This window comes from Bacillus sp. sid0103, from assembly GCF_019219025.1.
In genome coordinates, this window is record NZ_JAHUWN010000006.1 from 113,367 (window position 1) to 140,114 (window position 26,748).

Annotated in this window: 22 protein-coding genes and 1 pseudogene; 18 read left to right on the top strand and 5 right to left on the bottom strand. The window is 39.8% G+C overall.

Annotated elements, in window-relative coordinates:
- Positions 1-65 precede the first annotated feature (65 nt).
- The 4 genes from KW850_RS08845 (at position 66) to KW850_RS08860 (ending at position 3,331) form a co-directional block, all read left to right on the top strand.
- Positions 66-752 (top strand): CoA transferase subunit A, encoded by a 687-nt coding sequence (locus tag KW850_RS08845; RefSeq protein WP_374226298.1) that lies wholly within the window; start codon positions 66-68, stop codon positions 750-752.
- Between the two features lie 29 nt (positions 753-781).
- Positions 782-1,426, top strand: a complete 645-nt coding sequence (locus KW850_RS08850) for a 3-oxoacid CoA-transferase subunit B (protein WP_218347197.1) — start codon at positions 782-784, stop codon at positions 1,424-1,426.
- A 145-nt stretch (positions 1,427-1,571) separates the two neighbouring features.
- A complete protein-coding gene (locus KW850_RS08855; RefSeq protein ID WP_218347198.1) occupies positions 1,572-2,342 on the top strand; it encodes an electron transfer flavoprotein subunit beta/FixA family protein in 771 nt (256 codons plus the stop codon).
- A gap of 14 nt (positions 2,343-2,356) precedes the next feature.
- Positions 2,357-3,331: an electron transfer flavoprotein subunit alpha/FixB family protein gene (locus KW850_RS08860; RefSeq protein ID WP_218347199.1), complete on the top strand. Its 975-nt coding sequence runs from the start codon at positions 2,357-2,359 to the stop codon at positions 3,329-3,331.
- A gap of 243 nt (positions 3,332-3,574) precedes the next feature.
- On the opposite strand, the gene KW850_RS08865 is transcribed toward KW850_RS08860, so the two are convergent.
- Entirely contained in the window at positions 3,575-3,715 is a 141-nt protein-coding gene (locus KW850_RS08865; RefSeq protein WP_218347200.1) for a hypothetical protein, read from the bottom strand.
- Between the two features lie 141 nt (positions 3,716-3,856).
- The gene (purF, locus tag KW850_RS08870) at positions 3,857-5,236 is read right to left on the bottom strand and encodes an amidophosphoribosyltransferase (protein WP_218347201.1); all 1,380 of its coding nucleotides are present in this window, start codon (positions 5,234-5,236) and stop codon (positions 3,857-3,859) included.
- Between the two features lie 195 nt (positions 5,237-5,431).
- Here purF and purK point away from each other — a divergent pair, with 195 nt between their 5' ends.
- The 9 genes and pseudogenes from purK to purD all read left to right on the top strand — a co-directional run bounded on the left by purK (position 5,432) and on the right by purD (position 14,153).
- Positions 5,432-6,559, top strand: a complete 1,128-nt coding sequence (gene purK / locus KW850_RS08875; RefSeq protein ID WP_218347202.1) for a 5-(carboxyamino)imidazole ribonucleotide synthase — start codon at positions 5,432-5,434, stop codon at positions 6,557-6,559.
- 64 nt (positions 6,560-6,623) lie between these two features.
- Positions 6,624-7,343: a phosphoribosylaminoimidazolesuccinocarboxamide synthase gene (gene purC / locus KW850_RS08880; protein WP_218347203.1), complete on the top strand. Its 720-nt coding sequence runs from the start codon at positions 6,624-6,626 to the stop codon at positions 7,341-7,343.
- On the top strand, positions 7,336-7,590 hold the full coding sequence (gene purS, locus KW850_RS08885) for a phosphoribosylformylglycinamidine synthase subunit PurS (protein ID WP_218347204.1): 255 nt from the start codon (positions 7,336-7,338) through the stop codon (positions 7,588-7,590). The genes purC and purS overlap by 8 nt, the downstream gene beginning before the upstream one ends.
- A gap of 12 nt (positions 7,591-7,602) precedes the next feature.
- Positions 7,603-8,286 (top strand): phosphoribosylformylglycinamidine synthase subunit PurQ, encoded by a 684-nt coding sequence (gene purQ / locus KW850_RS08890; RefSeq protein ID WP_218347205.1) that lies wholly within the window; start codon positions 7,603-7,605, stop codon positions 8,284-8,286.
- Complete coding sequence (purL, locus tag KW850_RS08895) at positions 8,273-10,561, top strand: phosphoribosylformylglycinamidine synthase subunit PurL (RefSeq protein ID WP_218347206.1); 2,289 nt, start codon at positions 8,273-8,275, stop codon at positions 10,559-10,561. Before purQ ends, purL begins: the two co-directional genes overlap by 14 nt.
- A 14-nt stretch (positions 10,562-10,575) precedes the next feature.
- A complete protein-coding gene (gene purM / locus KW850_RS08900) occupies positions 10,576-11,610 on the top strand; it encodes a phosphoribosylformylglycinamidine cyclo-ligase (protein ID WP_218347207.1) in 1,035 nt (344 codons plus the stop codon).
- Between the two features lie 2 nt (positions 11,611-11,612).
- Positions 11,613-12,191: a phosphoribosylglycinamide formyltransferase gene (gene purN / locus KW850_RS08905; protein ID WP_218347208.1), complete on the top strand. Its 579-nt coding sequence runs from the start codon at positions 11,613-11,615 to the stop codon at positions 12,189-12,191.
- Positions 12,185-12,783, top strand: a pseudogene (gene purH, locus KW850_RS08910) (bifunctional phosphoribosylaminoimidazolecarboxamide formyltransferase/IMP cyclohydrolase); the annotation flags it as partial. The gene purN and the pseudogene purH, both read left to right, overlap by 7 nt.
- Positions 12,784-12,890: 107 nt before the next feature.
- Positions 12,891-14,153: a phosphoribosylamine--glycine ligase gene (gene purD, locus KW850_RS08915; RefSeq protein WP_218347209.1), complete on the top strand. Its 1,263-nt coding sequence runs from the start codon at positions 12,891-12,893 to the stop codon at positions 14,151-14,153.
- A gap of 683 nt (positions 14,154-14,836) precedes the next feature.
- Here the strand turns inward: purD and gltC are convergent.
- Positions 14,837-15,739, bottom strand: coding sequence for a glutamate biosynthesis transcriptional regulator GltC (gene gltC, locus KW850_RS08920; protein ID WP_218347210.1), 903 nt, complete (start codon positions 15,737-15,739; stop codon positions 14,837-14,839).
- Positions 15,740-15,868: 129 nt separating this feature from the next.
- Here gltC and gltB point away from each other — a divergent pair, with 129 nt between their 5' ends.
- Positions 15,869-20,419, top strand: a complete 4,551-nt coding sequence (gltB, locus tag KW850_RS08925; RefSeq protein ID WP_218347211.1) for a glutamate synthase large subunit — start codon at positions 15,869-15,871, stop codon at positions 20,417-20,419.
- Positions 20,420-20,434: 15 nt separating this feature from the next.
- Positions 20,435-21,919 (top strand): glutamate synthase small subunit, encoded by a 1,485-nt coding sequence (gltD, locus tag KW850_RS08930; RefSeq protein ID WP_218347212.1) that lies wholly within the window; start codon positions 20,435-20,437, stop codon positions 21,917-21,919.
- A gap of 195 nt (positions 21,920-22,114) precedes the next feature.
- On the opposite strand, the gene KW850_RS08935 is transcribed toward gltD, so the two are convergent.
- Both KW850_RS08935 and KW850_RS08940 read right to left on the bottom strand, forming a co-directional pair.
- Complete coding sequence (locus KW850_RS08935) at positions 22,115-23,119, bottom strand: DUF3231 family protein (protein WP_218347213.1); 1,005 nt, start codon at positions 23,117-23,119, stop codon at positions 22,115-22,117.
- A 458-nt stretch (positions 23,120-23,577) separates the two neighbouring features.
- Positions 23,578-23,760, bottom strand: a complete 183-nt coding sequence (locus KW850_RS08940) for a YolD-like family protein (RefSeq protein ID WP_218347214.1) — start codon at positions 23,758-23,760, stop codon at positions 23,578-23,580.
- A 191-nt stretch (positions 23,761-23,951) separates the two neighbouring features.
- On the opposite strand from KW850_RS08940, the gene KW850_RS08945 reads away from it, so the two are divergent.
- From KW850_RS08945 to KW850_RS08955, 3 genes are all read left to right on the top strand, one after another.
- Entirely contained in the window at positions 23,952-24,272 is a 321-nt protein-coding gene (locus tag KW850_RS08945) for a ribonuclease E inhibitor RraB (RefSeq protein ID WP_218347215.1), read from the top strand.
- A 659-nt stretch (positions 24,273-24,931) separates the two neighbouring features.
- Positions 24,932-25,699 carry an ABC transporter ATP-binding protein gene (locus KW850_RS08950; RefSeq protein WP_218347216.1) on the top strand — a complete coding sequence of 256 codons (768 nt, stop codon included), beginning with the start codon at positions 24,932-24,934 and terminating at the stop codon, positions 25,697-25,699.
- A 15-nt stretch (positions 25,700-25,714) separates the two neighbouring features.
- On the top strand, positions 25,715-26,740 hold the full coding sequence (locus KW850_RS08955) for an aliphatic sulfonate ABC transporter substrate-binding protein (protein WP_218347217.1): 1,026 nt from the start codon (positions 25,715-25,717) through the stop codon (positions 26,738-26,740).
- Positions 26,741-26,748 lie beyond the last annotated feature (8 nt).

Consider the following 26,748-nt stretch of genomic DNA (forward strand, 5'->3'; position numbering starts at 1 on the left):
ATCTCAAGTTCAAATATAAAAGACTTAATCATATTAAGGAGGCGGATCCTGTGAACAATGGAAAAATAGTGAACTCCTTCGTGGAAGCAATACAAGATATTTCAGATGGCGATACAATCATCGTCGGTGGTTTCGGATTGTGTGGAATTCCGGAAAAAGCAATTCTCGCCTTAAGAGATGAAGGAACGAAAGATTTAACAATAGTTAGTAATAACTGTGGCGTTGATGATTGGGGGCTTGGTCTGCTGCTTGCAAATAAGCAAATTAAGAAAATGGTTTCATCATATGTCGGTGAAAATAAAATTTTTGAAAAGCAGTATTTAAGCGGTGAGCTTGAGGTAGAACTAGTCCCTCAAGGAACTCTTGCTGAACGAATTCGTGCCGGTGGCGCCGGAATACCTGGTTTTTATACGGCTACTGGAGTGGGAACTCCGATCGCTGAAGGAAAAGAGCACAAGGAGTTTAACGGAAGAACTTATTTATTAGAAGAGGGAATTGTCGGCGATTTCGCTCTCGTGAAAGCCTGGAAGGCCGATCCGCTTGGAAACCTTGTTTTCAGAAAAACATCACGTAACTTTAATCCATTGGCTGCAATGGCCGGGAAAATTACAATTGTAGAAGTCGAGGAAATCGTTGGGGTAGGAGATTTAAATCCAGAAGAAATCCATACGCCAGGAATCTACGTTCAACGTGTGCTGCTCGGAAAAAACTATGAAAAACGGATAGAAAGACGTAAAGTAGTACAAGCCTAATAGTTTAAAAGAGACAAGGAGTGAGTGGATTGAAGGATGCGCGATTAACCATTGTAAAACGTGCGGTTCAAGAAATTCAGGATGGAATGAACGTAAATTTAGGGATTGGGATCCCTACCCTTATTGCCAATGAAATTCCAAGCGAATACAATGTCTTGCTTCAATCAGAAAATGGCTTATTGGGCATTGGGCCTTATCCGGTTGAAGGTACAGAAGACCCCGACCTAATAAATGCGGGAAAAGAAACGGTAACTGCTGTACCTGGTGCTTCTTTTTTCGATAGTGCAGAATCATTTGCAATGATTCGCGGTGGTCACATCGACCTTGCTATCTTAGGGGGAATGGAAGTTTCTCAAACAGGAGATTTGGCTAATTGGATGATTCCAGGGAAGATGGTCAAAGGAATGGGCGGAGCCATGGACTTAGTAAACGGCGCAAAACGTGTTGTGGTTATTATGGAACATGTTAATAAGCTCGGAGAATCAAAGGTCAAAAAAGAGTGTACACTTCCCCTTACTGGAAAAGAAGTGGTCCACCGTTTAATAACTGATTTGGCTGTATTTGATTTCACTCCGGAAGGAATGGTTCTCGTGGAAACCCAGAACGGAGTATCGGTTGAGGAAGTTATTGAAAAAACGGAGGCTTCATTTAAAATTGGTGTAAAATTACCTTAAAAAATAGTCCCCTTAAAGAAAAAGGTATAATACCTCATACTATGAGGAAATTATGCCTTCATTTCTTTATTAATAGGGGATGGATTATATGAAAACGTTGTCATAAGAGACTAATAGGACAGGAATAATTCGAGGAGGAAGAAGAATGAATATTTATGTGATCATGAAGCGCACTTTTGATACAGAAGAAAAGATTTCTATTAAAAACGGAAAAGTGTCTGAAGACGGTGCAGAATTCATTATTAATCCTTATGATGAATATGCAGTTGAAGAAGCGATTAAGTTGCGTGAAGAACATGGTGGAGAAGTAACAGTTGTTACAGTTGGCAACGATGAAACAGAAAAACAACTTCGAACTGCTCTGGCCATGGGTGCAGATAAAGCTGTACTTATTAACGATGAGGATATCGAAGATGGAGATCCATTCTCTACCGCAACGATATTGGCTACTTTCCTTAAAGACAAAGATGCAGACATTATTTTAGCAGGAAATGTAACGGTAGATGGCAGTTCCGGACAAGTAGGTCCAAGACTTGCTGAGGAACTTGGAATTACTGTCGTTACAACCATAACAAAGCTAACCGTTGATGGTGATAAAGCAATGATCGAACGGGATGTCGAGGGGGATATCGAAATTGTTGAAGCCCAGCTTCCGCTGCTTGTGACTTGTCAACAAGGTTTAAATGAACCTCGCTATCCCTCTTTACCCGGAATCATGAAGGCCAAGAAAAAGCCTCTCGAGACATTAGATTTAGATGATTTAGACTTAGATGAAGAGGATGTTGAAGCAAAATCTAAAACTATTGAGATTTTCTTGCCATCAGGTAAAGGGGCAGGGAAAATTCTTGATGGAGATCTGAAACAGCAAGCACAAGAACTTATTTCACTATTAAAAACAGAAGCAAAGGTAATTTAAGGAGGGGAAACAACATGGCGAAAAAGGTTTTGGTTTTTGGTGAGGTACGTGAAGGTGAATTGCGAAATGTATCCTTTGAAGCGATTGCAGTTGCAAAGCAAATTTCAGATGGTGGGGAAGTAGTCGGATTACTGCTTGGTAATGATGCGAACAACCTTGCAAATACAATGATTCAGTTTGGCGCAGACCGTGTTATAATCGCTCAACATAATGATTTAGAGTCCTATACATCAGATGCATATTCTCAGGCCATTATGCAAGTCATACAGGCAGAAAATCCTCAAGGCTTAATATTAGGGCATACTTCTATCGGAAAAGACATTTCACCAAGAATTGCTGCAAAGTTAAAGTCAGGATTAATTTCTGACGCAATCAGTCTAGAAGTAATTGGAGATCAGGTTATATTTACTCGTCCAATATATTCTGGAAAAGCTTTTGAAAAGAAAGTGATTACGGATGGATTGGTTTTTGCAACCATTCGTCCAAATAATATTCCATTACTAGAAAAGGAAGAATCACGTTTTGGTGAAGTCACTTCAGTTAAAGTTGAGATAAAAGATTTACGCACCATAGTTAAAGATGTTGTTCGTAATGCAACAAGCGGGGTTGACCTTTCAGAAGCAAAAATTATTGTTTCTGGAGGACGCGGCGTTAAAAGTAAAGACGGATTTAAGCCTTTGCAAGAGTTGGCAGAATTGTTAGGTGGCGCAGTTGGGGCATCTCGTGGTGCCTGTGATGCGGACTATTGTGATTACTCGCTTCAAATTGGTCAAACAGGTAAAGTGGTTACACCTGACCTTTATATTGCTTGTGGAATATCAGGTGCTATTCAACACATAGCAGGTATGTCTAATGCGAAAGTGATTGTAGCTATTAACAAAGATCCAGAAGCAAATATTTTCAGCATCGCTGATTATGGAATAGTTGGAGACTTATTTGAAGTTGTACCATTATTAATAGAAGAGTTTAAGAGTGTAGCTGTTTACTAGCTTCAAAGAAGTCGAATGCCAGGTATTGTAAGATACAAATAACCTCAACCCTGTCAAGGTTCTGAAGTGATTCAGATAATAACGGATTTAGTTTGAACACATTGAAATAATAGGAATTTATTTTTCTTATTTATGATTTAAACAATTTCAGTGTTGTTAAAGACATTTATGGAATACATCATTAAAGGGCTTACTTCAAAATGGAGTAGCCCTTTTTGGTTTTTATAGAAGATATCTACCTAATTAATTTTTATCATTTTCGTACGCGATAACCACTACTTTTTTATGTGCTTGCTCACTTATTTTTTCTTCTAGTGATTGAATTTCATTTATTAAATTAGGTGATAGTGAAGCTGCAACATACTGATTTTCTTTATCCATCATAAAAAATCCCTCCAAATAAAAATTATCAAACAGGTTTTAGTATCTCTATTAGAACTCTTACTATTCCTAATTTTAGGTGATAAACCATTATTAAATAAAGACTAGGACTTCTATTATAGAGGTCCTAGTGTAATTAACTTATCACTTCAAATACAAATTAGTTGGATATGCTCCACTAAAACAGGCAATACAACGGTTGCTAGTATCTGCCAGATCTATATCTACTGCCTCTAATAATCCATCTGTACTTAAAAATGCTAATGAGTCTGCTCCAATCACACTTCCCATTGCTCGTTCATGTTCATGTTTGTTAGCAAAAAGTTCTTCTTTTGTTGGCATATCCACTCCATAAAAACAAGGATTTCTTACCATAGGGGAACTAATTCGTACATGGACCTCTTTTGCACCTGCTTGACGAATCAACTGAACAATTCGCTTGCTAGTAGTTCCACGTACAATCGAATCATCAACAAGCACTACCCGTTTATCCTCGAGAATTTCACGAACAGCACTTAATTTTAGACGAACGGCCAAGTCCCGTAATTCTTGGGTTGGTTCAATAAATGAACGACCGGCATAGGGGTTTTTGATAATTCCCATTTCATATGGAATTCCTGATTGTTGGGCAAAACCCATTGCTGCAGGAACACTTGATTCTGGAACAGCAACGACAACATCAGCTGGTGTAGGATGTTCTTTTGCTAAAATTTGGCCTAATTCTTTTCGGATCGATAAAACACTTCTTCCATGAATCACACTATCTGGACGAGCAAAGTAAACAAATTCAAAGGAGCAAAGGGAAACATCACCCTTTGCAGCAAATCTGCCGGTTTTAATTCCCGTCTCGTCAACAAGAAGCCATTCTCCCGGTTCAACATCCCTCCAGAACTTAGCATCAACCGCATTAAGTCCACATGTTTCTGACGACGCGATAATGGATTCACCAATTTTTCCGAGGCTAAGGGGACGTAAGCCATGACGATCTAGGGCAATCAGTATTTGTTTTTCTGTCATGATCAGCAAAGCAAAGGAACCGTCAATCCGCTTAAGAACTTCAGGTCCAGTTTCATTAAAATATTTTTTACTGGAACGGGCTATGAGGTGAGCAATAATTTCTGTATCAGTAGTTGTCTGAAAGATGGCACCCTGTTGCTGGAGAACCTTCCGTTCGATATTGGCATTCACTAGGTTCCCGTTATGGGCAACGGCCAAATCGCCCTCACTGTACTTAAAAACAAGAGGTTGTGCGTTTTGTAGTAAACTTGCACCAGAAGTAGAATATCGTACATGACCGATGGCCATATTTCCGCTTAGTCCATCAAGGATCTCACGTGAAAATACTTGGGTAACTAATCCCATTCCCCTGTGATGCCTGAATGATTTTCCATCACTAGCCACAATTCCTGCACTCTCCTGGCCGCGGTGTTGAAGTGCATGAAGTCCATAATATGTTAAATGGGCTGCTTTGGGGTGATTAAAAACGCCAAATACACCGCATTTCTCCTTCATTTCTGAATCCATTTGTGTATTCCTCCCGTTGATTTCATTTCATTATTTTTGGCGAAAGTAGAATTTTTATCCTTTTGATTGTCTAGTTGAAATTGTATTAGTTTTGTAAATGATAGAAGTTTTTTTGATTAAAAAAGTAAATGAGTGCATTTCAGGAAAACCTAAAATGATGAAAAGCTTAAAAAAGGATGAAGGAGGAAAAATGCTTTGACAGTCATTAAACCCTGCTCAACGATTGGTATCTTAGGGGGAGGCCAGCTAGGAAGAATGATTTCAATTGCTGGTAGAAATATGGGATATCGCTTCATTACTTTGGATCCGACACCTGACTCACCATGTGGACAAGTTGCAGATCTTCAAATCACAGCTCCATATACTGAGCTCAAAGCTGTTAAAGATCTAGCCGATTCCTCAGATGTTATTACTTATGAATTTGAAAATGTAGATTCTACTATAACCTCCATTTTAGAAACTACCTCCTTTGTACCTCAAGGAAGCGAACTGCTCAAAATAACCCAAAATCGTATCCTGGAAAAATCCACCTTAAAGTCCTTTAATGTGAGAGTAGCTCCTTTCTTGGTTATACATTCGGAAAATGACATTGAAACGGCTATAGATCGTATGGGATTGCCTTACATAATGAAAACAGCTACAGGGGGTTACGATGGGAAAGGGCAATGGGTTATAAAAAGCAGGGATGATATACCAATTGCGATTGAGGCTTGGCAAAAGGCAGGGATGGACATGATCATCGAGCAATTTATCCCGTTCTGCAAAGAATTATCCGTGATTGTTGCCCGAAATATCCAAGGTCAGACAAAGACTTTCCCAGTAGTTGAAAATATCCATATTAATAATATCCTGCATCAGTCCTTCGTTCCTGCAAGAATTACCGATGAGCAAAGGTTTCAAGCGGAAACTGAAGCATTAAAAATAGCTGACTCCTTACAAGTAGTAGGATTAATTGCGATCGAAATGTTCCTTACGAATGATGGTGAAATTATCGTAAATGAGTTAGCACCAAGACCTCATAATTCCGGGCATTATTCAATGGATGCATGTATTACTTCTCAATTTGAGCAGCATATTCGGGCAATATGTGGACTTCCCTTAGGAGATACTACTCTTTTAAGTCCGATTATAATGGTTAATATTTTAGGTCAGCATTTAAGTAAAGTGCTAGATGAAATAGATCAGCTTCCTCCAACAGCCAAATTACATTTATACGGCAAAAAGGAAAGCGTAGAAAACAGGAAAATGGGTCACATTAATTTTTTAGGTTCAAATCTCGAGCAAATAGACAAGCAAATTCAGAAACTTGGAATTTGGTCATAAGGGAACGTGAATTAGAGTCGTCCTACTAAAATCATTACCAACGAGTGAAAAGAGTGAAAAAATAATGGAAAAATTAGAACAGCTTTATGAAGGAAAAGCAAAAAAAGTGTACAAAACATCAGAACCAGGAATGTATTGGATTGAATATAAAGATGATGCTACTGCCTTCAATGGCGAGAAAAAAGGGCAAATTGCAGGAAAAGGAACTCTAAATAATGAGATTAGTGCCATTTTCCTAAGTTTGTTAAAAGAAAAAGGCGTGGAAAATCATTTTATTAAAAAGATTTCATTAACAGAGCAGATTGTTCAGCAAGTAGAGATTATCCCGATTGAGGTTGTTGTTAGAAATATAGCGGCTGGCTCACTTGCAAAAAGGTTGGGATGGGAGGAAGGGAAGGAACTCCCAAAAACAATTGTGGAATTCTACTATAAGAATGATGAGCTGGGGGACCCTTTGATTAACAATGATCATATTGCCATTCTTGAGCTCGCATCAGAACCAGAATTGGTTGAACTTCGAAAACAAGCCCTGAAAATCAATGAGATTTTAAAAGAGTATCTTTTAAACAAAGATATTATCTTAGTTGATTTTAAATTAGAGTTTGGAAAAACCCCAGCAGGCACTATTATCTTAGCGGATGAAATCTCTCCGGATACGTGTCGATTTTGGGATGCCCATACAGAGGAAAAGTTAGATAAGGATCGGTTTAGGCGTGATTTAGGGAACGTTCAGGAAGCTTATCAAGAAATATTAAGGAGAATTGGGGGTAGTGTCAATGTTTAAAGCAACGGTTTATGTAACCTTAAGAGAAAGTGTGTTAGATCCACAAGGTAATGCCGTTCATGAGTCGCTGCATTCGCTTGGATATGATGAGGTTGAAGATGTACGAATAGGTAAATATATGGAGCTTGAAATTAATAGTGATGATCAAAAGGCGGCAGAAGAACGAGTAAAGGATATGTGTGAGAAGCTGTTAGCCAATACCGTGATTGAAGATTTTCGTTTTGATCTTACCAAGAAGAAAGGATAGGAGGAGAAATAGATGAACTTTGCAGTACTGGTTTTTCCTGGTTCAAATTGTGATGTAGACATGTATAAAGCAGTGTTAGATTCGATTGAACAGTGTGTCGAATATGTATGGCATCTTGAAACGGACCTATCAAAATATGATGCGATCCTTGTTCCAGGTGGATTTTCCTATGGCGATTATTTGCGGCCAGGGGCTGTTGCAAGCTTGTCTCCTGTCATGGAGCAGGTAAAAATAGCCGCTGAAGAGGGGAAATTGATTCTTGGTGTCTGTAATGGATTTCAAATTCTAACTGAAGCTAATCTTTTGCCTGGTGCATTACGAAGAAATCAACGTTTAAAATTTCATTGTGAAATTATTGATTTAAAAGTAGAAAACAACCAAACTCCGTTCACATTAGACTATCAAGAAGGTGAAACGATTCGTATTCCCATTGCCCATGGCGACGGAAATTATTATTGTGATCAAGAGACGTTAGATCAATTAGAAAAGAACAATCAAATCGTATTCAGATATAAAGGGACGAATCCAAATGGGTCGATTTCTGAGATTGCAGGTGTGATCAATGAGAGAGGAAATGTTTTAGGATTAATGCCCCACCCGGAACGTGCGGTCCATATATGGCTGGGAACAGATGACGGAAAACGTATGTTTTCATCTATTTTAAGTTACTGGAGGAAACAACATGGTACAGCATAAAGAACCAACACCTGAGCAAATCGCCGAGCAGAAGGTCTATCGGGGAATGGGATTAACCGATGAAGAATTTGATAAAGTAATCGAAATTCTTGGGCGGAAACCAAATTATACGGAAACGGGCATATTTAGTGTCATGTGGTCCGAGCATTGCAGCTATAAAAATTCAAAAGTAGTTCTCAAACGTTTTCCGACTTCGGCACCACACGTTTTACAAGGTCCTGGAGAAGGAGCAGGTATTGTTGATATCGGTGATAATCAAGCCGTCGTGTTTAAAATTGAAAGCCACAATCATCCTTCGGCCATTGAGCCTTATCAAGGTGCGGCTACAGGTGTAGGCGGTATCATTCGTGATGTTTTTTCCATGGGTGCTCGCCCGATCGCCTTATTGAACTCGCTGCGTTTTGGCGAACTTGATAACCCAAAAACCAAATATATCTTTGAAAATGTGGTTGCGGGTATTGCCGGATATGGTAACTGTATGGGCATTCCTACAGTTGGTGGGGAAATCTACTTTGATGCTTCCTATGAAGGCAATCCCCTGGTGAATGCCATGTGTGTGGGTTTAATCAACCATAATGAAATTCAAAAAGGCGTCGCTAAAGGGATTGATAACCCAGTCATTTATGTTGGAGCTGCTACCGGCAGGGATGGAATTCATGGAGCTACGTTTGCTTCAGAAGAGTTGAGTGAAAATTCCGAAGTGAAACGTCCAGCCGTCCAAGTGGGCGATCCTTTTATGGAAAAATTGCTGCTGGAAGCCACTCTTGAATTGATCGCCTCTGGTAATGTGGTCGGGATTCAAGATATGGGGGCGGCAGGGTTAACCAGCTCCAGTTCTGAAATGGCCAGTAAAGCGGGAAATGGCGTTGAATTGGATCTTGATCTCGTTCCACAGCGCGAAAAAGGAATGAATGCCTACGAAATGATGCTCTCCGAATCACAAGAAAGAATGCTGGTCGTTGCGAAAAAAGGAAAAGAAGGGGAAGTAAAAAAGATATTTGATAAATGGGGACTCCACTCTTCTGTGATCGGCAAAGTAACTGATGATAACCAACTCCGTTTACTTCACAAGGGAGAGATCGTGGCGGAAATCCCCGCAGACAAGCTTGCAGAAGATGCGCCAGTGTATTGTAAGCCATCGAAAGAGGCGCCGTATTACGAACAATATTCATCATTAGACATAACAGCATCCATTGAAGAACCAAGGGATTATAATTCTGTTCTGCAGCAACTGCTAGCATCGCCTACGATTGCCAGTAAAGAGTGGGTATATCAACAGTATGACTATATGGTTAGAACAAATACGGCTGTCATACCTGGATCGGATGCGGCTGTCGTTGCAATCCGTGGAACACGGAAAGCCTTGGCGATGACAACGGATTGCAACGGAAGGTATGTTTATCTTGATCCGTTTGTTGGAGGAGCTATCGCGGTAGCCGAGGCAGCCCGTAATGTAGTTTGTTCCGGTGCGGAGCCTTTAGCTATTACCGATAACTTGAACTTTGGAAGTCCGGAAAAGCCGGAAATCTTCTGGCAGTTTGAAAAGGCAGCGGATGGAATTAGTGAAGCGTGCCGTCAGCTCAATACTCCCGTTATAGGTGGGAATGTCAGCTTATATAACGAGACAAAAGGAGTAGCTATTTTTCCAACACCAACTATTGGCATGGTAGGGTTAATTAAGGATACCGAACATATTACTACTCAAGAATTTAAAAAAGACGGAGATTTAATTTTTTTAATTGGGGAAACCAAAGCAGAAATAGGCGGGTCGGAATACCAAAAAATAATGACAGGAAAGATCGAAGGGCGCCCGCCGCAGTTAAACCTTGATTTGGAAAAGAAGATACAAGCTTTTACCCTTAAATTGATTCAAGAAGGATTGGTGCAGTCAGCTCATGATACAGCGGAAGGCGGTTTAGCAGTTGCTTTAGCTGAAAGCTGTATAAGTGGGAAGATGGGTGCCGAAATTCAAGTAACCGAAGAACTTCGAACAGACTTTAGCCTTTTTAGTGAATCTCAATCTCGAATCATTCTTTCCGTTGCTCCGGAAAATGCTGAGAAGATGAAGAAAATGGCGGAACAGCTGGAGGTACCACTAAAAGAAATCGGTAATGTAAAAGGTCAGGAACTTTCAATTACACATAATGGTAAGACCATCATTTCTCAACCGATTACTAAATTGGCAGAAGCCTGGCGAAATGCTATACCTAACATAATGTGTTCGGGATTATTAAAAAAGCTCAACATGCAGGAAATCTCTGCAAGTTTACCGTAAAGGAGAGAAACGAAGTGAGTGATGCTTACCGTCAAGCTGGTGTAAATATCGATGCGGGAAATGAAGCAGTTGAACGAATGAAAAAACATGTAAAAAAAACCTTCCGGCCAGAGGTTTTAACAGGACTAGGAGGCTTTGGGGCCCTATTTAAACCAGATTTATCGAAGATAGAAGAGCCTGTTTTTGTTTCAGGTACGGATGGAGTAGGGACCAAATTGAAAATTGCTTTTGCCATGAACAAGCATGATACCATTGGAATCGATGCGGTTGCCATGTGTGTGAATGACGTCATCGTCCAAGGAGCCGAGCCGCTTTTTTTTCTAGATTATTTAGCCTGCGGTAAGATCATCCCGGAAAAAATTGAAGCGATTGTTAAGGGGATTGCAGATGGCTGTGTTCAGGCGGGGTGTTCCCTAATTGGCGGGGAAACTGCCGAGATGCCGGGAATGTACCAGGACGAGGAATATGACATTGCTGGATTCACGGTAGGTATGGTTGATCAAAAACATGTTATTGATGGAACAAAAGTAAAAGAAGGCCAAGCACTCATTGGGTTAACTTCAAGTGGTATACATAGCAATGGGTTTTCACTTGTCCGAAAGGTTCTATTGGAGGATGCAAAGCTCTCATTAGGTGATTATGTGGAGGAATTGGGGACTGAATTAGGAAAAGTGTTGCTTGAACCCACCAAAATTTATGTGAAATCGGTCCTTTCAACGATACGGAAATTTAATGTCACTGGAATGGTACATGTAACAGGCGGGGGTTTTTATGATAACATTCCACGAGTTTTGCCCAAAGGTTTACAGGCTGAAATTAGGGATGGATCATGGAAGGTCCCTGGGGTTTTTTCCTTTATCCAACAAAAAGGTAAAATATCTGATTATGATATGTTCCGAACTTTTAATATGGGAATAGGGATGATTTTAGTGGTCGATATTGCGGACTCTCGGGGCGTTTTGGATCACTTGGAAACGTTGGGTGAAAATGCTTTTGTAATCGGTACAGTGCAAAAAGGAAACGAAGACGTCGTATTCAAGAAGGAGTAAGTATGAAGATTGCCGTTTTTGCTTCTGGTACGGGTTCTAATTTTGCTGCAATTCTAGAATCCATAAAATCAAAAAAAATCAATAACGTTGAAGTGGTTTTACTGGTGAGTGACCGTCCAGAAGCCATTGCAGTCCGCAATGCTATTAATGAATCAATCCCGGTTTTTTCTTTTACTGCAAAAGATTATCCAAACAAACAAGCCTATGAAGAAGAGATCCTTGAAAAGTTAACACAACTGAAGGTTGATTTCATCTTACTGGCAGGATATATGCGACTGTTAGGTCATGTTTTACTGCATGCATACGATCGGAAAATAATCAATGTCCACCCGTCCTTATTACCAGCATTCGCAGGAAAAGATGCTATTGGTCAAGCACTCGATTACGGGGTAAAGGTAACAGGTGTCACTGTCCATTATGTGGACGAAGGAATGGATACAGGGCCCATAATCGACCAGCGAGCCGTTACAATTGATTCGGAAGAGACCAGAGAAACATTGATAAAAAAGATTCAGGTGCAGGAGCACACATTATTACCAGAAGTGATCCAAAGACTGGCGAATAAGGAGGCTGCGGAATGAAAAAGCTGCTTGCTGAAAAAGGTGTACAGGTAACAGGTATATCTGAGGTAACTGGGTTTTCCGGAAATATTAGATGGCCGAGTGAAAACCCTTCATCCCAATATTCATAGCGGCCTTTTAGCCATTAGGGATAAGGAAGAACATCGAAAGCAAATCGAGGAGCGTGGCATTCACCTGATTGATTTGGTTGTCGTGAATTTATATCCATTTAGAGAAACCATTGCGAAACCCAATGTTACATATGAAGATGCAATCGAAAATTGATATCGGCGGTCCGAACATGTTGCGCTTAGCAGCTAAAAATCATGCCTTTGTTACCGTAGTCGTAGACGCTCTGTATTATCCAATCATCCTGAATGAAATGAAAAATGGTGAAGTAACCATTGAAACGAAAAGACGATTAGCTGCGAAGGTGTTCCGACATACTGCAGCCTATGATTCCTTAATTTCTAATTATTTAACGAAGCAAAGCGGAGAAGAATGGCCGGATCAATTTACCGTTACATTTGAAAAGGCACATGACTTACGATATGGAGAGAACCCTCATCAAAATGCTGCCTTTTATCGAAACCCATTAGCGAAATCCGGAAGCCGCATCAGCATCATAGATGTTATTGTAGGATAATTATTTTCCGTGTAATTGTTCAGCCATGGACAATGGGTGTTTTAGACATTTTAAACACTAGGAGGTAAGACGAAATGAAGGTGTTAGTCATAGGGGGAGGCGGCCGTGAGCATGCGATTGTTTGGAAACTGTCTCAAAGTTCTAAAGTTACTCAAGTTTATTGTGCTCCGGGCAATCCAGGGATTGCAGAGTTAGCGGAATGTGTTTCAATCGCTGTTTCAGACATTAAGAAATTAGCGGATTTTGCAGAAAAAGAACAAATCGATCTTACTTTTGTAGGACCAGAAGAGCCGCTCTCATTGGGTATTGTCAATTATTTTAAAGAACGGGGTTTAGCGGTATATGGACCTTCAAAGGAAGCGGCATTGATAGAGGGAAGTAAGGCGTTCGCTAAAGAATTAATGATGAAGTATCAGATTCCAACAGCTAAATATTCTTCTTTTACTAACTATGAGGATGCACTCTCCTATGTCCGCGGTGAAGGGGCACCAATCGTGATCAAAGCGGATGGATTGGCTGCAGGAAAAGGTGTGGTTGTGGCAAAAACATTGGAAGAAGCCGAAGAAGCACTTCATAGTATGATGCAAGAAGTTTCCTTTGGCTCGGCGGGGGCGAGGGTGGTTGTTGAGGAATTTCTGGAAGGAGAAGAATTGACCCTGCTCGCTTTTGTGAGTAGGGCTACTGTAAAGGCAATGGTTCCGGCACAGGACCATAAGCCGGTATATGATGGCGACAAGGGACCTAACACTGGTGGAATGGGAACTTACGCGCCGTTACCACATATTGATCCATCAATGGTTGAGCGGATTATTAATGAAATAGTCGAACCAACGGCAAAAGCTATGGTAGAGGAAGGCTGCCCATATGAGGGAATCCTCTATACTGGTTTGATGCTGACAAAATCAGGTCCAAAGGTCATTGAATATAATGCTCGCTTTGGCGATCCGGAAACACAGGTAGTTCTTCCATTGCTTGAAACAGATTTAATTGATATCTTGCTTGCAAGCCTCACCGGAGAATTAGAAAATCTAGAGGTGAAATGGAAGAACAAGTCTGCTGTTTGCGTGATAATGTCTTCTGCTGGCTATCCGGGACCATACGAAAAAGGCCAAGTGATAAAAGGATTGGAACATATAACTTATCCGTCTATTGTATTCCATGCCGGCACCACTGCAAAGGATGGAGAAATTCTAACAAATGGCGGCCGAGTCCTGGGGATCACTGCCATTGGCGACCATTTGAAGGAAGCGAGAGATTTGGCTTACCAATCCGTGGAAAAGGTATCTTTTATAGGTGCTCATTACCGAACAGATATAGGATCAAAGGCATTTCGTTGACAATTTTTTAGAGGCTTCATAAGCGGCCCAAATGAAGGATAAATCTCTTGCTCCAACAGCGTCTTTTGTCCTTCATTCCGCTTATGAAGGACAAATATCCAGAGCCTGCGGCGCCTTTTGTCTTTCAAACCGCTTATGAAGGACAAATATCCAGAGCCTACGGCGCCTTTTGTCTTTCAAACCGCTTATGAAGGACAAATATCCAGAGTCTGAGGCGCCTTTTGTCCTTCATTCCGCTTATGAAGGACAAATATCCAGAGCCTGCGGCGCCTTTTGTCTTTCAGACCGCTTATGAAGGACAAATATCCAGAGCCTGCGGCGTCTTTTGTCCTTCATTCCGCTTATGAAGGACAAATATCCAGAGCCTACGGCGCCTTTTGTCTTTCAAACCGCTTATGAATGACAAATATCCAGAGTCTGAGGCGCCTTTTGTCCTTCATTCCGCTAATGAAGGACAAATATCCAGAGCCTGCGGCGCCTTTTGTCTTTCAAACCGCTTATGAAGGACAAATATCCAGAGCCTGCGGCGCCTTTTGTCCTTAAAACCGCTTATGATTGCTAAATCTCTAATTCCTGTGACCACAGAATAAAGATCTGCCTATAAAGTCCACCCCATATGGACAAATGAACCTAAGTGTCTTTTTATGGTGCCTGACACCAATAAATGACACCCAAAATCCAGTCTATTGGAACTGCTCTAATACACGGAAAAAGTCTATCGCAAATTGGTAAAAAAGGTTTTCGGAGGGTGCTAGGTCTCTGTGTTTTGGTGTGATTAGGCCGACTGTTCGTTTTACTTTAGGGGAATCAATCGCTATTTTTACTGTATATCTCGGTATAGAGTCATGAACGGTGCTTTCTGGTAAGAGGCATACACCAATGCCTGCTGAGACCAGTCCCTTTAAGGCATCTAAATCCTCACCCTCTGACGTGATATTTGGTACAAATCCTGCTTCTTTGCATGCCTCTACTGCAATTTTTTGGAGAATATACCCTTTTGGAAATGACACGAAGGATTCAGTGCGTAACTCACTGAGGTCTAGCCTCTTTCGGTCCGCAAGTGCATGGTTCGCCGGAAGCAAAGCAGAAATATTTTCTGTAAATAAAATCTTTGCTTCAATATCAGGATCTTTGGTTGGGACAGGGCCAATAAACGCTATATCAATTTCACCATTTTTAACGGCATCAATTAAGTATTGGTAAGATCCCTGTCGCAAATGGAAAACTACATTTGGTTGCTTTGTTCTGAAAGCGGAAATGACGGTTGGAAGCCAATAGCTTGCTAAACTAGTTGGATATCCAATTTTAATGGTGCCGGATTGCGGGTCTAAATATTCATCCACCTTTTCTTTTGCTTCATCAATATATTTTACTGCCTTTTTTATTTGAGTTAAAAAGATCATGCCAATCTGCGTTAATTTAATGTTCCTTCCAGTTCTTTCAAATAAACGAACACCGAGTTCATCTTCTAGTTTGGCTATCTGGAAACTGATTGCGGATTGGGCTACATTTAGATTTTCAGCTGCCTCCGTAACATGTTCACGTTCAGCAACCTCCATAAAATATCGTAATTGACGCAATTCCACCCTCATTTCCTCCATTCATATTAAAATTAGATTGATTTAATCTGAATTATATATTGTTTATATGTATATTTAAACATAAAATTACTATCATACTGATTTATCGGAAAATTAAGAACGGGGGAGATAAAAATGACATTTCATCAACTACCAAAAGCACAAGGTCTCTACCGCCCAGAATACGAACATGATGCATGTGGAATTGGGTTATATGCCCACATTAAAGGGATTGCAACTCATGAGATTGTAACAAAAGGACTAAGTATGCTTTGTAAGCTCGACCACCGCGGGGGACAGGGAAGTGATCCATTTACAGGAGATGGTGCCGGGCTTATGGTCCAGATTCCCGATGCGTTTTTCCGCGATGCCCTCCAAAACGTTCAATTACCAGAGAAAGGCAGTTACGGGGTAGGGATGCTATTTTTCTCAAAAAATGATTCAGAGAGAGAACAAATAGAATCCTATATCAATCAAATGGTTGAACAAGAAGGGCAGAAGGTTCTCGGATGGAGGACTGTGCCTGTCAATGCGGAGACAATCGGTGAAACAGCCAAGAAAAGCCAGCCGTTCATCCGCCAAGTATTTATCGGGGCAAACGAAGGACTGTTGGATGAATTATCTTTCGAGCGGAAATTATATATCATTAGAAAACAATCAGAAAAATGGGCTAAGGAATCTGAGTTAAATTTTTATTTTGCCAGCCTTTCAAGTAAAACTATTGTATATAAAGGGTTATTAACACCAGAACAGGTAGACAGTTTTTATCTAGATTTACAGAATGAGAGTTTTGTATCGGCTTTTGCTTTAGTGCATTCCCGCTTTAGTACAAATACGTTCCCAAGTTGGGAGCGAGCTCATCCTAACCGTTACCTAATCCATAATGGAGAAATTAATACTCTTAGGGGCAATGTCCAATGGATGAAGGCACGTGAAAAGCAATTTGTGTCAGAAGCATTCGGAGACGACCTGCAAAAGGTGCTGCCCATCTTAGATACCGATGGAAGTGACTCGTCTATTTTAGATAACGCACTTGAATTCTTGGTACTGGCGGGCCGGAAACCTGCTCATGCAGCAATGATGCTGATTCCTGAGCCGTGGTCAGAAAATCCCCATATGACAAGAGAAAAGAGAGCGTTCTACGAGTATCATAGTTGCTTAATGGAACCTTGGGATGGGCCAACGGCTATTTCCTTTACGGACGGTAAACAAATTGGAGCTATTTTAGATCGGAACGGCCTTCGTCCGGCTCGTTATTACGTTACGGATGATGATTATATTATTTTTTCATCAGAGGTTGGCGTCATCGATGTCAAACCGGAAAAAGTATTATATAAAGAACGTTTAAGCCCAGGGAAAATGCTATTGATTGATTTTGAAGAGGGAAGAATTATTTCTGATGAAGAAGTAAAAACAGAGATGGCTGAGGCACTTCCGTATCAACAATGGCTCGACGAACAGCTTGTTCGATTAAAAGAAGATAGACAAAACAAATATGAGGTTCTAACGGATTTACTAGTTCGTCAGAAAGCATTTGGATACACATACGAAGATATTTCAAAATATTTAGTTCCTGTAGTAAATGAAGGAAAAGACCCAGTAGGAGCAATGGGGAATGACATGCCTTTAGCGGTGTTATCTGACCGTTCGCAATCATTGTTTAACTACTTTAAGCAATTATTTGCTCAAGTAACGAATCCGCCAATTGACTCTCTTCGTGAAGAAATTGTCACGTCTACGATGACGTTATTAGGATCGGAAGGGAATATATTACATCCTTCTGTATTAAACTGCCGCCGGATACAGCTTGATACACCGGTGATTACGAATGCTCAACTAGAGCAATTGAAATCTTTAAATTCAGTCGATTTTAAAAGTAAAGTAATTGACATCCTGTTCACTGAAGATCTAGAAGGCAGTCTAGTAAGGCTATGCCAAGCGGCGGATTCCGCTATTTCTGAAGGTGTAAGTTTGCTAATCTTATCGGACCGTAAAATGAATAAGCAAGAAGTTGCGATTCCTTCTTTATTGGCAGTAAGTGCCCTTCACCAGCATCTGATTCGTGAGGGCAGCAGAACGAAAGTAAGTATCATAATCGAATCTGGGGAAGTACGTGAAGTTCATCATTTATCCGCCTTAATTGGCTATGGTGTAGATGCGATTAATCCATATCTTGCTTTCGCAACCTATATGCAGGCTATTTTAGATGGAAGTTTACCCTTCACCTATGAAGAAGCAGTAAGCAAGTATGTAAAAGGTATGACTGAAGGCGTTGTAAAAGTCATGTCCAAAATGGGAATTTCAACTGTCCAAAGCTATCGCGGTGCACAAATTTTTGAAGCAGTGGGAATTAGCGAGGAAGTCATTGAACGTTATTTTACTGGAACAGTATCACAGCTTGGAGGTATCGGTTTAGATACGATTGCCAAAGAAGCAAAAATGCTTCATACAGAGGCTTATGGAGATTCGTATGATCAAACATTAGATTCAGGAAGTAACTTCCAGTGGAGAAAAACAGGTGAACATCACGCGTTTAACCCTGGAACTATTCATACTTTGCAATGGGCTTGCCGAAATGGCGATTATAAATTATTTAAAAAGTATTCCAAATTAGCAAATGAAGAAAGAATTGGATTCTTACGCAATTTGTTCACATTCGATGAAACTAGACAGTCTTTATCAATAGACGAGGTAGAACCAGTTGATTCCATTGTCCGCCGTTTCAAAACAGGGGCAATGTCGTTTGGTTCAATCAGTAAGGAAGCCCATGAAACATTAGCGATTGCGATGAATCGCTTAGGGGGAAAAAGCAACTCAGGTGAAGGCGGGGAAGATTCAAGCCGTTTTATCTTGGATGAAAATGGCGATAACCGCCGCAGTGCAGTGAAGCAAATTGCTTCAGGTCGTTTCGGGGTGAAAAGTCATTATCTTATCAATGCTGATGAACTGCAAATTAAGATGGCGCAAGGGGCAAAGCCTGGGGAAGGCGGACAGCTCCCAGGCAATAAGGTTTATCCATGGGTTGCCGATGTCCGTGGGTCTACACCAGGAGTTGGGCTGATTTCACCACCACCGCACCATGATATTTACTCGATTGAAGATTTGGCTCAACTGATTCACGATTTGAAAAATGCCAATCGGGATGCCCGAATCAGCGTTAAGCTTGTATCCAAAGGCGGCGTTGGAACGATTGCTGCCGGTGTGGCAAAAGGTGCAGCAGATGTCATTGTAATAAGTGGTTACGATGGCGGTACCGGAGCTTCTCCAAAAACAAGTATCCAGCATACGGGATTACCATGGGAGCTTGGACTTGCAGAAGCTCACCAAACGTTAATGCTTAATGGTTTGCGTGATCGTGTAGTTCTCGAAACAGATGGTAAATTAATGACTGGAAAAGATGTTTTAATGGCAGCATTATTTGGGGCCGAAGAGTTTGGGTTTGCGACCGCACCGCTCGTCGTGCTCGGATGTGTCATGATGCGCGTTTGTCATTTAGATACTTGCCCGGTTGGAATCGCAACACAAAATCCAGAGCTTCGTAGAAAGTTCTCAGGAGAAGCTGATTACATTGTCAACTATATGCGTTTTATTGCCCAAGAAGTTCGGGAACTAATGGCCGAGCTTGGATTTAGGTCAGTTGACGAAATGGTTGGCCGTTCGGATGTTTTGAAAATGAGTGACCGTGCAAAGGCACACTGGAAAGCAAAGGATCTGGACTTAACTCCATTACTGCATCAACCTAATGGAGTTCGAACGTTTAAGAATCCACAAAATCATAAAATTGATGACTCGCTTGATATGCAACAAATCTTGCCAATTGTGCAAAAAGCATTACAAGATCAAATTCCAGTGGATGTTAGCTTTCCGATTACGAACGTTAACCGTGTTGTTGGGACGATTGTTGGAAGTGAAGTATCGAAACGTTATGGGGAGGCAGGGCTTCCTGAAGATACCATTACCCTTAGGTTTACTGGTTCCGCAGGCCAAAGTTTTGGTGCTTTTGTTCCGAACGGTGTAACACTTAACATTACTGGTGATGTAAATGATTTTCTTGGTAAAGGTTTATCGGGTGGTAAATTGATTGTGAAAGCCGACGAAGTAACAAAAATTGCAGCAAGTGAAAATGTAATCGCCGGGAATGTTGCCTTATATGGTGCAACAAGTGGTGAAGCGTATATAAATGGTCGTGCTGGTGAACGATTTGCGGTCCGCAATAGCGGTGTAAACGTGGTAGTTGAAGGTATAGGCGACCATGGCTGTGAATATATGACAGGCGGACGTGTCGTTATTATAGGTGATGTAGGCAAAAACTTTGCTGCCGGTATGTCAGGTGGAATTGCATACGTACTAGCTGATGATCAAGATGCCTTTAAGAACTTATGTAACCAAGAGATGATTGAAATTGAGTTCATAACTAAAAACGACGAACAAGAGCTTAAGCAACTGATTCGCAATCATTTTTATTATACCAACAGCGTGAAAGCAAGTTGTATCCTAGAAGACTGGCAAAATCATGTCAGAAAATTTGTCAAAGTCATTCCGAAGGACTATAAACGCATGTTGGATCAAATCCAAAAACAAAAAGATGCAGGTTTGACAGAGGAAGAAGCCATTATGAGTGCGTTTTTAGCCAATTCTTCCAAACAAAAAAATACGCCCAAGCAGCCAGAAGCTGTAATACGCTAAGAAAGGGAGAGGAAGATGGGTAAAACAACTGGATTTATGGATTACTATCGAGAAAAAGGTCAAGAACGGAATCCCCTTACGCGTTTAGGCGACTGGAATGAGTATTCGGTTCCTTGCTCAGATGAAACGTTAAGCAGACAGGGAGCGCGGTGCATGGATTGTGCCACTCCTTTCTGCCATATCGGAATGGAACTTCAAGGAGCCACATCAGGTTGCCCAATTCATAATCTCATTCCGGAATGGAACGATTTAGTTTATCGCGGCAGGTGGAAAGAAGCCCTGGATCGTTTGCTTAAAACGAATAATTTTCCTGAGTTTACCGGTCGGGTTTGTCCGGCTCCTTGTGAAGGTTCGTGTACGTTAGCTATTACGGATCCAGCGGTAACGATTAAAAATATTGAGCAGGCCATTATAGATAAAGGTTTTGAAAATGGTTGGATTGCCCCTCGAATTCCCGCACGCAGAACTGGGAAAAAGGTGGCGATTATTGGTTCAGGTCCAGCTGGATTGGCAAGCGCTGATCAATTAAACCAGGCAGGGCACTCGGTAACCGTATTCGAACGTTCAGATCGTCCAGGCGGATTACTTATGTATGGGATTCCCAATATGAAACTTGGTAAAGAAGTCGTGGAACGCCGAATTAGCTTGTTGCGTCAAGAAGGTATTGATTTTGTCACCAATACTGAGGTTGGAGAAGATATTTCAGCTGAAGAATTACAGGCGCAATTCGATGCCGTAATTCTATGTACAGGCGCTCAAAAACAGAGGGACCTAGTGATTGAAGGGCGCGAGGCCAAAGGGATTTATTTCGCAATGGAATACCTGACCAAATCCACAAAAAGCCTATTGGATTCAAACTTTGAAGATGGCCAGTTTATTAATGTAGAAGACAAGGACGTTATTGTCATTGGCGGAGGCGACACAGGAGCAGATTGTGTGGCAACAGCCCTTCGTCAAAACTGCCGAAGTGTAGTTCAGTTTGGCAAACATCCACAGTTACCTGAGATGCGTACCTCAGAAAATATGTGGCCTGCCTATCCAAATGTTTTTACAATGGATTATGCTTATAAAGAGGCAGAAGCAAAGTTTGGTGATGATCCTCGTCAGTATTCTATTCAAACGAAGAAAATCGTTACGGATGAAAGTGGCAATTTGAAAGAGCTTCACACCATCCAAATGGAAAAAATAAGAGACGATGAAGGTCGATTTTATTTTAAAGAGATTCCAGGTACGGAAAAAGTTTGGCCTGCTCAATTTGTGTTTATTGCAATTGGATTTGAGGGCACAGAGCAGCCGCTTTTGAGCCAATTTGGTGTAAAAGCAGCTAATCAAAAGATTGAAGCAGCTTACGGTGATTACCGAACAAATATAGAAGGTGTATTTGCAGCAGGTGATGCAAGAAGAGGGCAAAGCCTAATCGTCTGGGCCATCAACGAGGGACGGCAGGTAGCTCATGAAGTGGACCGTTATTTGATGGGAAAAACCTTTTTACCTAAATAAATTTGCAGTAGGAAAGTAGACCTGATTTGGGAATCAGGTCTCTTTTTTCGGGTCTATAGTATAATTGAAATAAGAATAGGCGAATGATTCTTTTTTCTAATTCTGAAATCCGTTGGAGAGGGAAAATGTAAAAAATGCACTCTAAATAGAAAAAACTAGCCTTTTATAAGGTTAGTTTTGCTGTTCTATAAAAAATCATTTAGTTAATTGATTTCGATCCTCAATCTGTGGTGGTTCTTCCATCCAGCCATTTTTGATCATAAGCTTTCCCCCATCTTGAGCAAAAGTGAAAATATCTTTTGCAAGAAAAGCCATTTTTGCCGGCAAGTCACTTCGTAAACTGAATCCACCGCCTAGTGCATTACTTCCGAGCCCAAATGAAGCTAACAAACTGGTATTGTACATCATCAATTTGTCAGAAAATGGCGAAGTTTTTGACGTTGTTGCTTTACCAGCATGAGTAGCTGGGGGCTCAATATAACTATGGCGTAAAAATTCACCTAAATCTATTTCGATTTTCTTTGACAATTCCATTCCTTTGATTAGATAGTTTTGAACATCTTTATCAACAGCAACTTGTGCGAAACCAATCATTAATTGCATCCCTACAAGGTTAGTTTCAATTGCATGATGGATAAGTGAAACTTCAACTGTATTCAGGGATCTAGTTTCACTAAACCAAGTAAAACCATCCATATAATTTTTATCCTGAACAAAATTAACCTGTTTTGGCATTGATACAAAAGGTGGACGAACGAGTACCCCTTTATCTAAAAGGAATTGAGTTGATTGGCTGTTCATCAATTGGGATTCTGTGGTCATATTTATAAAAAAATCTTCAATATCCTTTCGATAGGACATGCCAGTGAAAAGTGCATAAAGGCTCATTTCCACTTTAGTCATCAAATGTAAATACATAATATCGTACATGAAATCAAATAACTTAGGAACACTTTTATTTACATCGCTTTCTGTAAAACCAATCGGAATTACTGCCCCTTCTTGTCGAAAAATACTTGTAATTATCTCAACGTTTTTGGCGGCAGCATTATAATGAGACTGTAGTAGTTGTTTTCCTTCATGATCTGAGTGCTCTATAAAATGTTCCAATACTCTAAGTATCATGGTTTTTTCTTGAAAAGCCATCCACAAATTAGCTAATTCTGATGATGTAATAGGTGCTCCACTCGAAGTCGTCATGCTAACCCTCCTGGTTTTTATATTATAATGTAACCATTAGGAAGTTATTTTATGAAATACTACAAAGTGCTTCATCTAAATAACGAATTTATTTTTATCAGGAATAAACTAAATTATTTATTGCCAAAAACAATTTTCTCGAATTTTATTATTAAGAAGTACCATTTTAGGATATCCCATACCAGGAGATCAACATTTGTGTCTGAAAAGGGTTCTTTTGTATAAAAAAAAATGTTTCGTATAGCTACCCAAAACCTTAATGTTACAAATATTAGTAAAGTACAAATGAAGTGACAGTCTTTTAGAGGATGTAACTTGAAGGGTAAGAAAAGTTGAAATAAGTCGTTAAAAAAATATAAATTGCTCAAGTAAAAAATTAGACAAAAAAAATAACCTAGACTTAGAGGAATTTCTTAATTCAGCTTTATTGATGATTAAAAAGTTGAAACATAAAAGTGTTAATAAATATGTCTAATAGATGACAAACGGATTGAGAATAACATTTGTTTTTCATCTTTTAAAGAAAGCAATTGGTCTTTTAGATTAAGACGATAAACGCGCCCTTTTAAGGTTTGTAAAGCTCCATTTGTGTAATAATCAATCGTTATCAGGCCATTTTGAGTTAGTTTTTTCAAATACATTAATATCCTCCTTTTATTAGTAATAGATAATACACTACCCATTATATAGTTTGTATTTTAAGAGACAATGAAGATGATGTTAAAAATTTGTAAATCAGAGGTGTTGGAATTTATAATTATGGTTAGTCGAAAAGAATTAAGTAAATTATAATGACAACAATGAATGGAATAGAAAATGGAGGAAAAAACGAATGAAATTTCCCAATGATGCTGATGGAGACGCACTACGTAGTTTATATAAAGATGGATTGGATTTTAAAAAACAACAATCAGTGGAGTTTTTTGTTGCCGTGCCTGATAAAGAGACAGGTAAAAAATTATCGCAAGTATTAAAAGGAGAAGGATTCAACTGTTTCCTAGAGCAAGACGACGAAACTGATGAGTGGGCATGTTCTTGCTCTAAAAGAATGCTTCTAAATTATAACGAACTAATTAAAATACAGGATCAATTAAATAACTTAAGTAAACCACATGGTGGTTATTCTGACGGTTGGGGAGTTTTTGTAGATTAAAAGGATTGAGGGAGGTATTTTTGTTAGGTGAAGTACCGTAAAACTTTCAAATCTCCTATGTGAATCAACTTTTCCAATCTTATTTTTTGAGGTTCAAAATCATCCACTCCATATAATTGAAGTAGGAGTATTCTTTCAGTAGAATTAATTAAAATTAAAGTTTCGTCTAATTCCCACTTGACAGATAGGATTAGTTTGTTTAAGCTCATATTAAGATATGAATTTTCAAAAAATTCCCCGACTGGTTTAATTTAATAAACAACCAGGTGATCAATCCCGACTTTTCACCAACAGTAGGGAAGCTTGTTTTGAACTAGCAAAAGGCAAGAAATGTATGCCATCCCATCCGTCACAGGTAGGATAAGTATAGTTATTATCAACATAATATACAATACATCCATATAAATAAGGGTCTATCAGACAACTGAAGGCTCCAACTCTTAGTATCTAGGAGTTGGAGTTTTTTTAATACATAAGATTCAGAATTTCTAAGTTGTTTTATTGTTTAGGGGTTTTTGATGACCATAAACCAAGTTGTCGGATGGGATAAGTAGTATAAGGAGGTAGCATTTAAAATGTGTGGGAACTTACAAACGCTATTTAGTTGGTAGAGAAGTCAAATGTTTATTCATTCTATTTTTATAAGGAGGAGAAGGATAGTGAGTGTTTCCGTGTCGTCATTACAAAAGGTATTCATTAAGCAGCAGAGAAAAACACAAGTATTACAAGATATAAATTTCCAAGTGAAGCAAGGCGAATTCGTAACCATTATCGGACCGAGCGGATGTGGTAAGAGTACACTGTTGAAGCTTATTGCTGGTCTTGATAACGAATATGAAGGAACGATTAAAATCAATGACCAAGAAATAGCAGGTCCAAGCATAAAACAAGGATTTATTTTTCAAGAACACCGACTCTTTCCTTGGCTGACGGTGGAGAAAAATATAGCAGCTGATTTATCTCTTAAAAATGCTAATGTACGTAAAAGGGTTGATGAACTCATTGAAATTGTAAGATTAAAAGGGTTTGAAAGAGCATATCCTAAGGAACTGTCTGGAGGGATGTCTCAAAGGGTGGCGATTGCCAGAGCGTTATTGCGGGATCCGGAGGTGATGTTGCTTGATGAACCATTCGGTGCACTTGATGCATTTACACGAACTCATTTACAGGATGTGCTGTTAGAGATATGGCATCAGAAGAAAACGACTATGATTCTTGTTACGCACGACTTAGATGAATCTATTTATCTTGCTGATCGTGTCGTGATCATGAGTTCAAGACCAGGTAAAATCAGCAACATTATTCCGATCGATTTACCTCATCCTAGGAAAAGGGCGGGCCGGTCATTCCAGGAATTTAGACAAAAGGTATTAAGTGAATTTGAAAAAGTAGATGAACTTCAGTTGATTGAAGGCTCAGGTATTTAGAGGAGGATGGAGAAAATGATTAAGAAGTTGAGGGTATCTGTTTTATTATTTACAGCAATTATGATGGTTATTTTAACAGGATGCACATCAAAAACGACAACAGTAAATGAGAAGAATGGAAAGAATGAAAATCTAACAATCAATATAGGAATTCAACAAAGCTTGGGTCCGTTATTGATTGCAAAGGAAAAAGGATGGTTTGAAGAAGAATTCGAAAAGGTTGGCGTAAAAGTAAAATGGACAGTATTTCAAAGCGGTCCGCCCCATTTTGAAGCAATGGCAGCCAATCGATTAGATTTTGGTGCAGTGGGCAATTCACCTGTAGTTGCTGGTCAAGCAGCAAATATTCAGTTTAAAGAAATTGCAAATGTAAGTGATGGGCTTAAAGGAAATGCGATTCTTGTTCCTAAAGACAGTCCGATTAATACATTAAACGATTTAAAAGGGAAAAAAATAGCAGTGGCAAAAGGAAGCAGTGGGTTCAATGTACTGTATCGTGCTTTAGAAAAGGCTGGATTAAAACCGGATGATGTAAAAATTATTCAATTACAACCAGATGAAGCACAGCCAGCGTTTGAAACAGGAGCCGTAGATGCTTGGTCTATATGGGAACCTTTCGTTTCGCTTCAAACATTAAAGAAAAATGCAAGAGTACTGGCGGATGGTAAGTCATTGAATGTTTATTCACCAGGTTTCGTAATTGCACGTAAAGAATTTACAAAAGAGCATCCTGATCTTGTTGTACGCTTTCTAAAAATATTCGAAAAAGCGCATCTTTATGAAAAAGAAAACCGTAATGATGCAATCGATTTGTATGCAAATGCAAAAAAAATTGATAAGGATGTAATACGTAAGGTACTCGAAAACAACGAATCTCGTAATCTGCCAATATCAGAAGAAATTATTAATGCACAGCAGGAAACCGCTGATTTCCAATATTCCCTTAAAGCAATTACAAAGAAAATCGATACATCAAAGGTAGTCGATAATTCTTATATTAAGCAAGCATTAAAGGAATTGAAGGAAGAACAAAATAAGTGAGGTGATTT

Coding starts and splice junctions, on each gene's coding strand:
- KW850_RS08855 (WP_218347198.1), top strand. CDS start 1,572: ATGAATATTTATGTGATCATGAAGCGCACTTTTGATACAGAAGAAAAG.
- KW850_RS08860 (WP_218347199.1), top strand. CDS start 2,357: ATGGCGAAAAAGGTTTTGGTTTTTGGTGAGGTACGTGAAGGTGAATTG.
- KW850_RS08865 (WP_218347200.1), bottom strand. CDS start 3,715: ATGATGGATAAAGAAAATCAGTATGTTGCAGCTTCACTATCACCTAAT.
- purF (WP_218347201.1), bottom strand. CDS start 5,236: ATGGATTCAGAAATGAAGGAGAAATGCGGTGTATTTGGCGTTTTTAAT.
- purC (WP_218347203.1), top strand. CDS start 6,624: ATGGAAAAATTAGAACAGCTTTATGAAGGAAAAGCAAAAAAAGTGTAC.
- purS (WP_218347204.1), top strand. CDS start 7,336: ATGTTTAAAGCAACGGTTTATGTAACCTTAAGAGAAAGTGTGTTAGAT.
- purQ (WP_218347205.1), top strand. CDS start 7,603: ATGAACTTTGCAGTACTGGTTTTTCCTGGTTCAAATTGTGATGTAGAC.
- purL (WP_218347206.1), top strand. CDS start 8,273: ATGGTACAGCATAAAGAACCAACACCTGAGCAAATCGCCGAGCAGAAG.
- purN (WP_218347208.1), top strand. CDS start 11,613: ATGAAGATTGCCGTTTTTGCTTCTGGTACGGGTTCTAATTTTGCTGCA.
- purD (WP_218347209.1), top strand. CDS start 12,891: ATGAAGGTGTTAGTCATAGGGGGAGGCGGCCGTGAGCATGCGATTGTT.
- gltB (WP_218347211.1), top strand. CDS start 15,869: ATGACATTTCATCAACTACCAAAAGCACAAGGTCTCTACCGCCCAGAA.
- gltD (WP_218347212.1), top strand. CDS start 20,435: ATGGGTAAAACAACTGGATTTATGGATTACTATCGAGAAAAAGGTCAA.
- KW850_RS08935 (WP_218347213.1), bottom strand. CDS start 23,119: ATGACGACTTCGAGTGGAGCACCTATTACATCATCAGAATTAGCTAAT.
- KW850_RS08940 (WP_218347214.1), bottom strand. CDS start 23,760: ATGTATTTGAAAAAACTAACTCAAAATGGCCTGATAACGATTGATTAT.
- KW850_RS08945 (WP_218347215.1), top strand. CDS start 23,952: ATGAAATTTCCCAATGATGCTGATGGAGACGCACTACGTAGTTTATAT.
- KW850_RS08955 (WP_218347217.1), top strand. CDS start 25,715: ATGATTAAGAAGTTGAGGGTATCTGTTTTATTATTTACAGCAATTATG.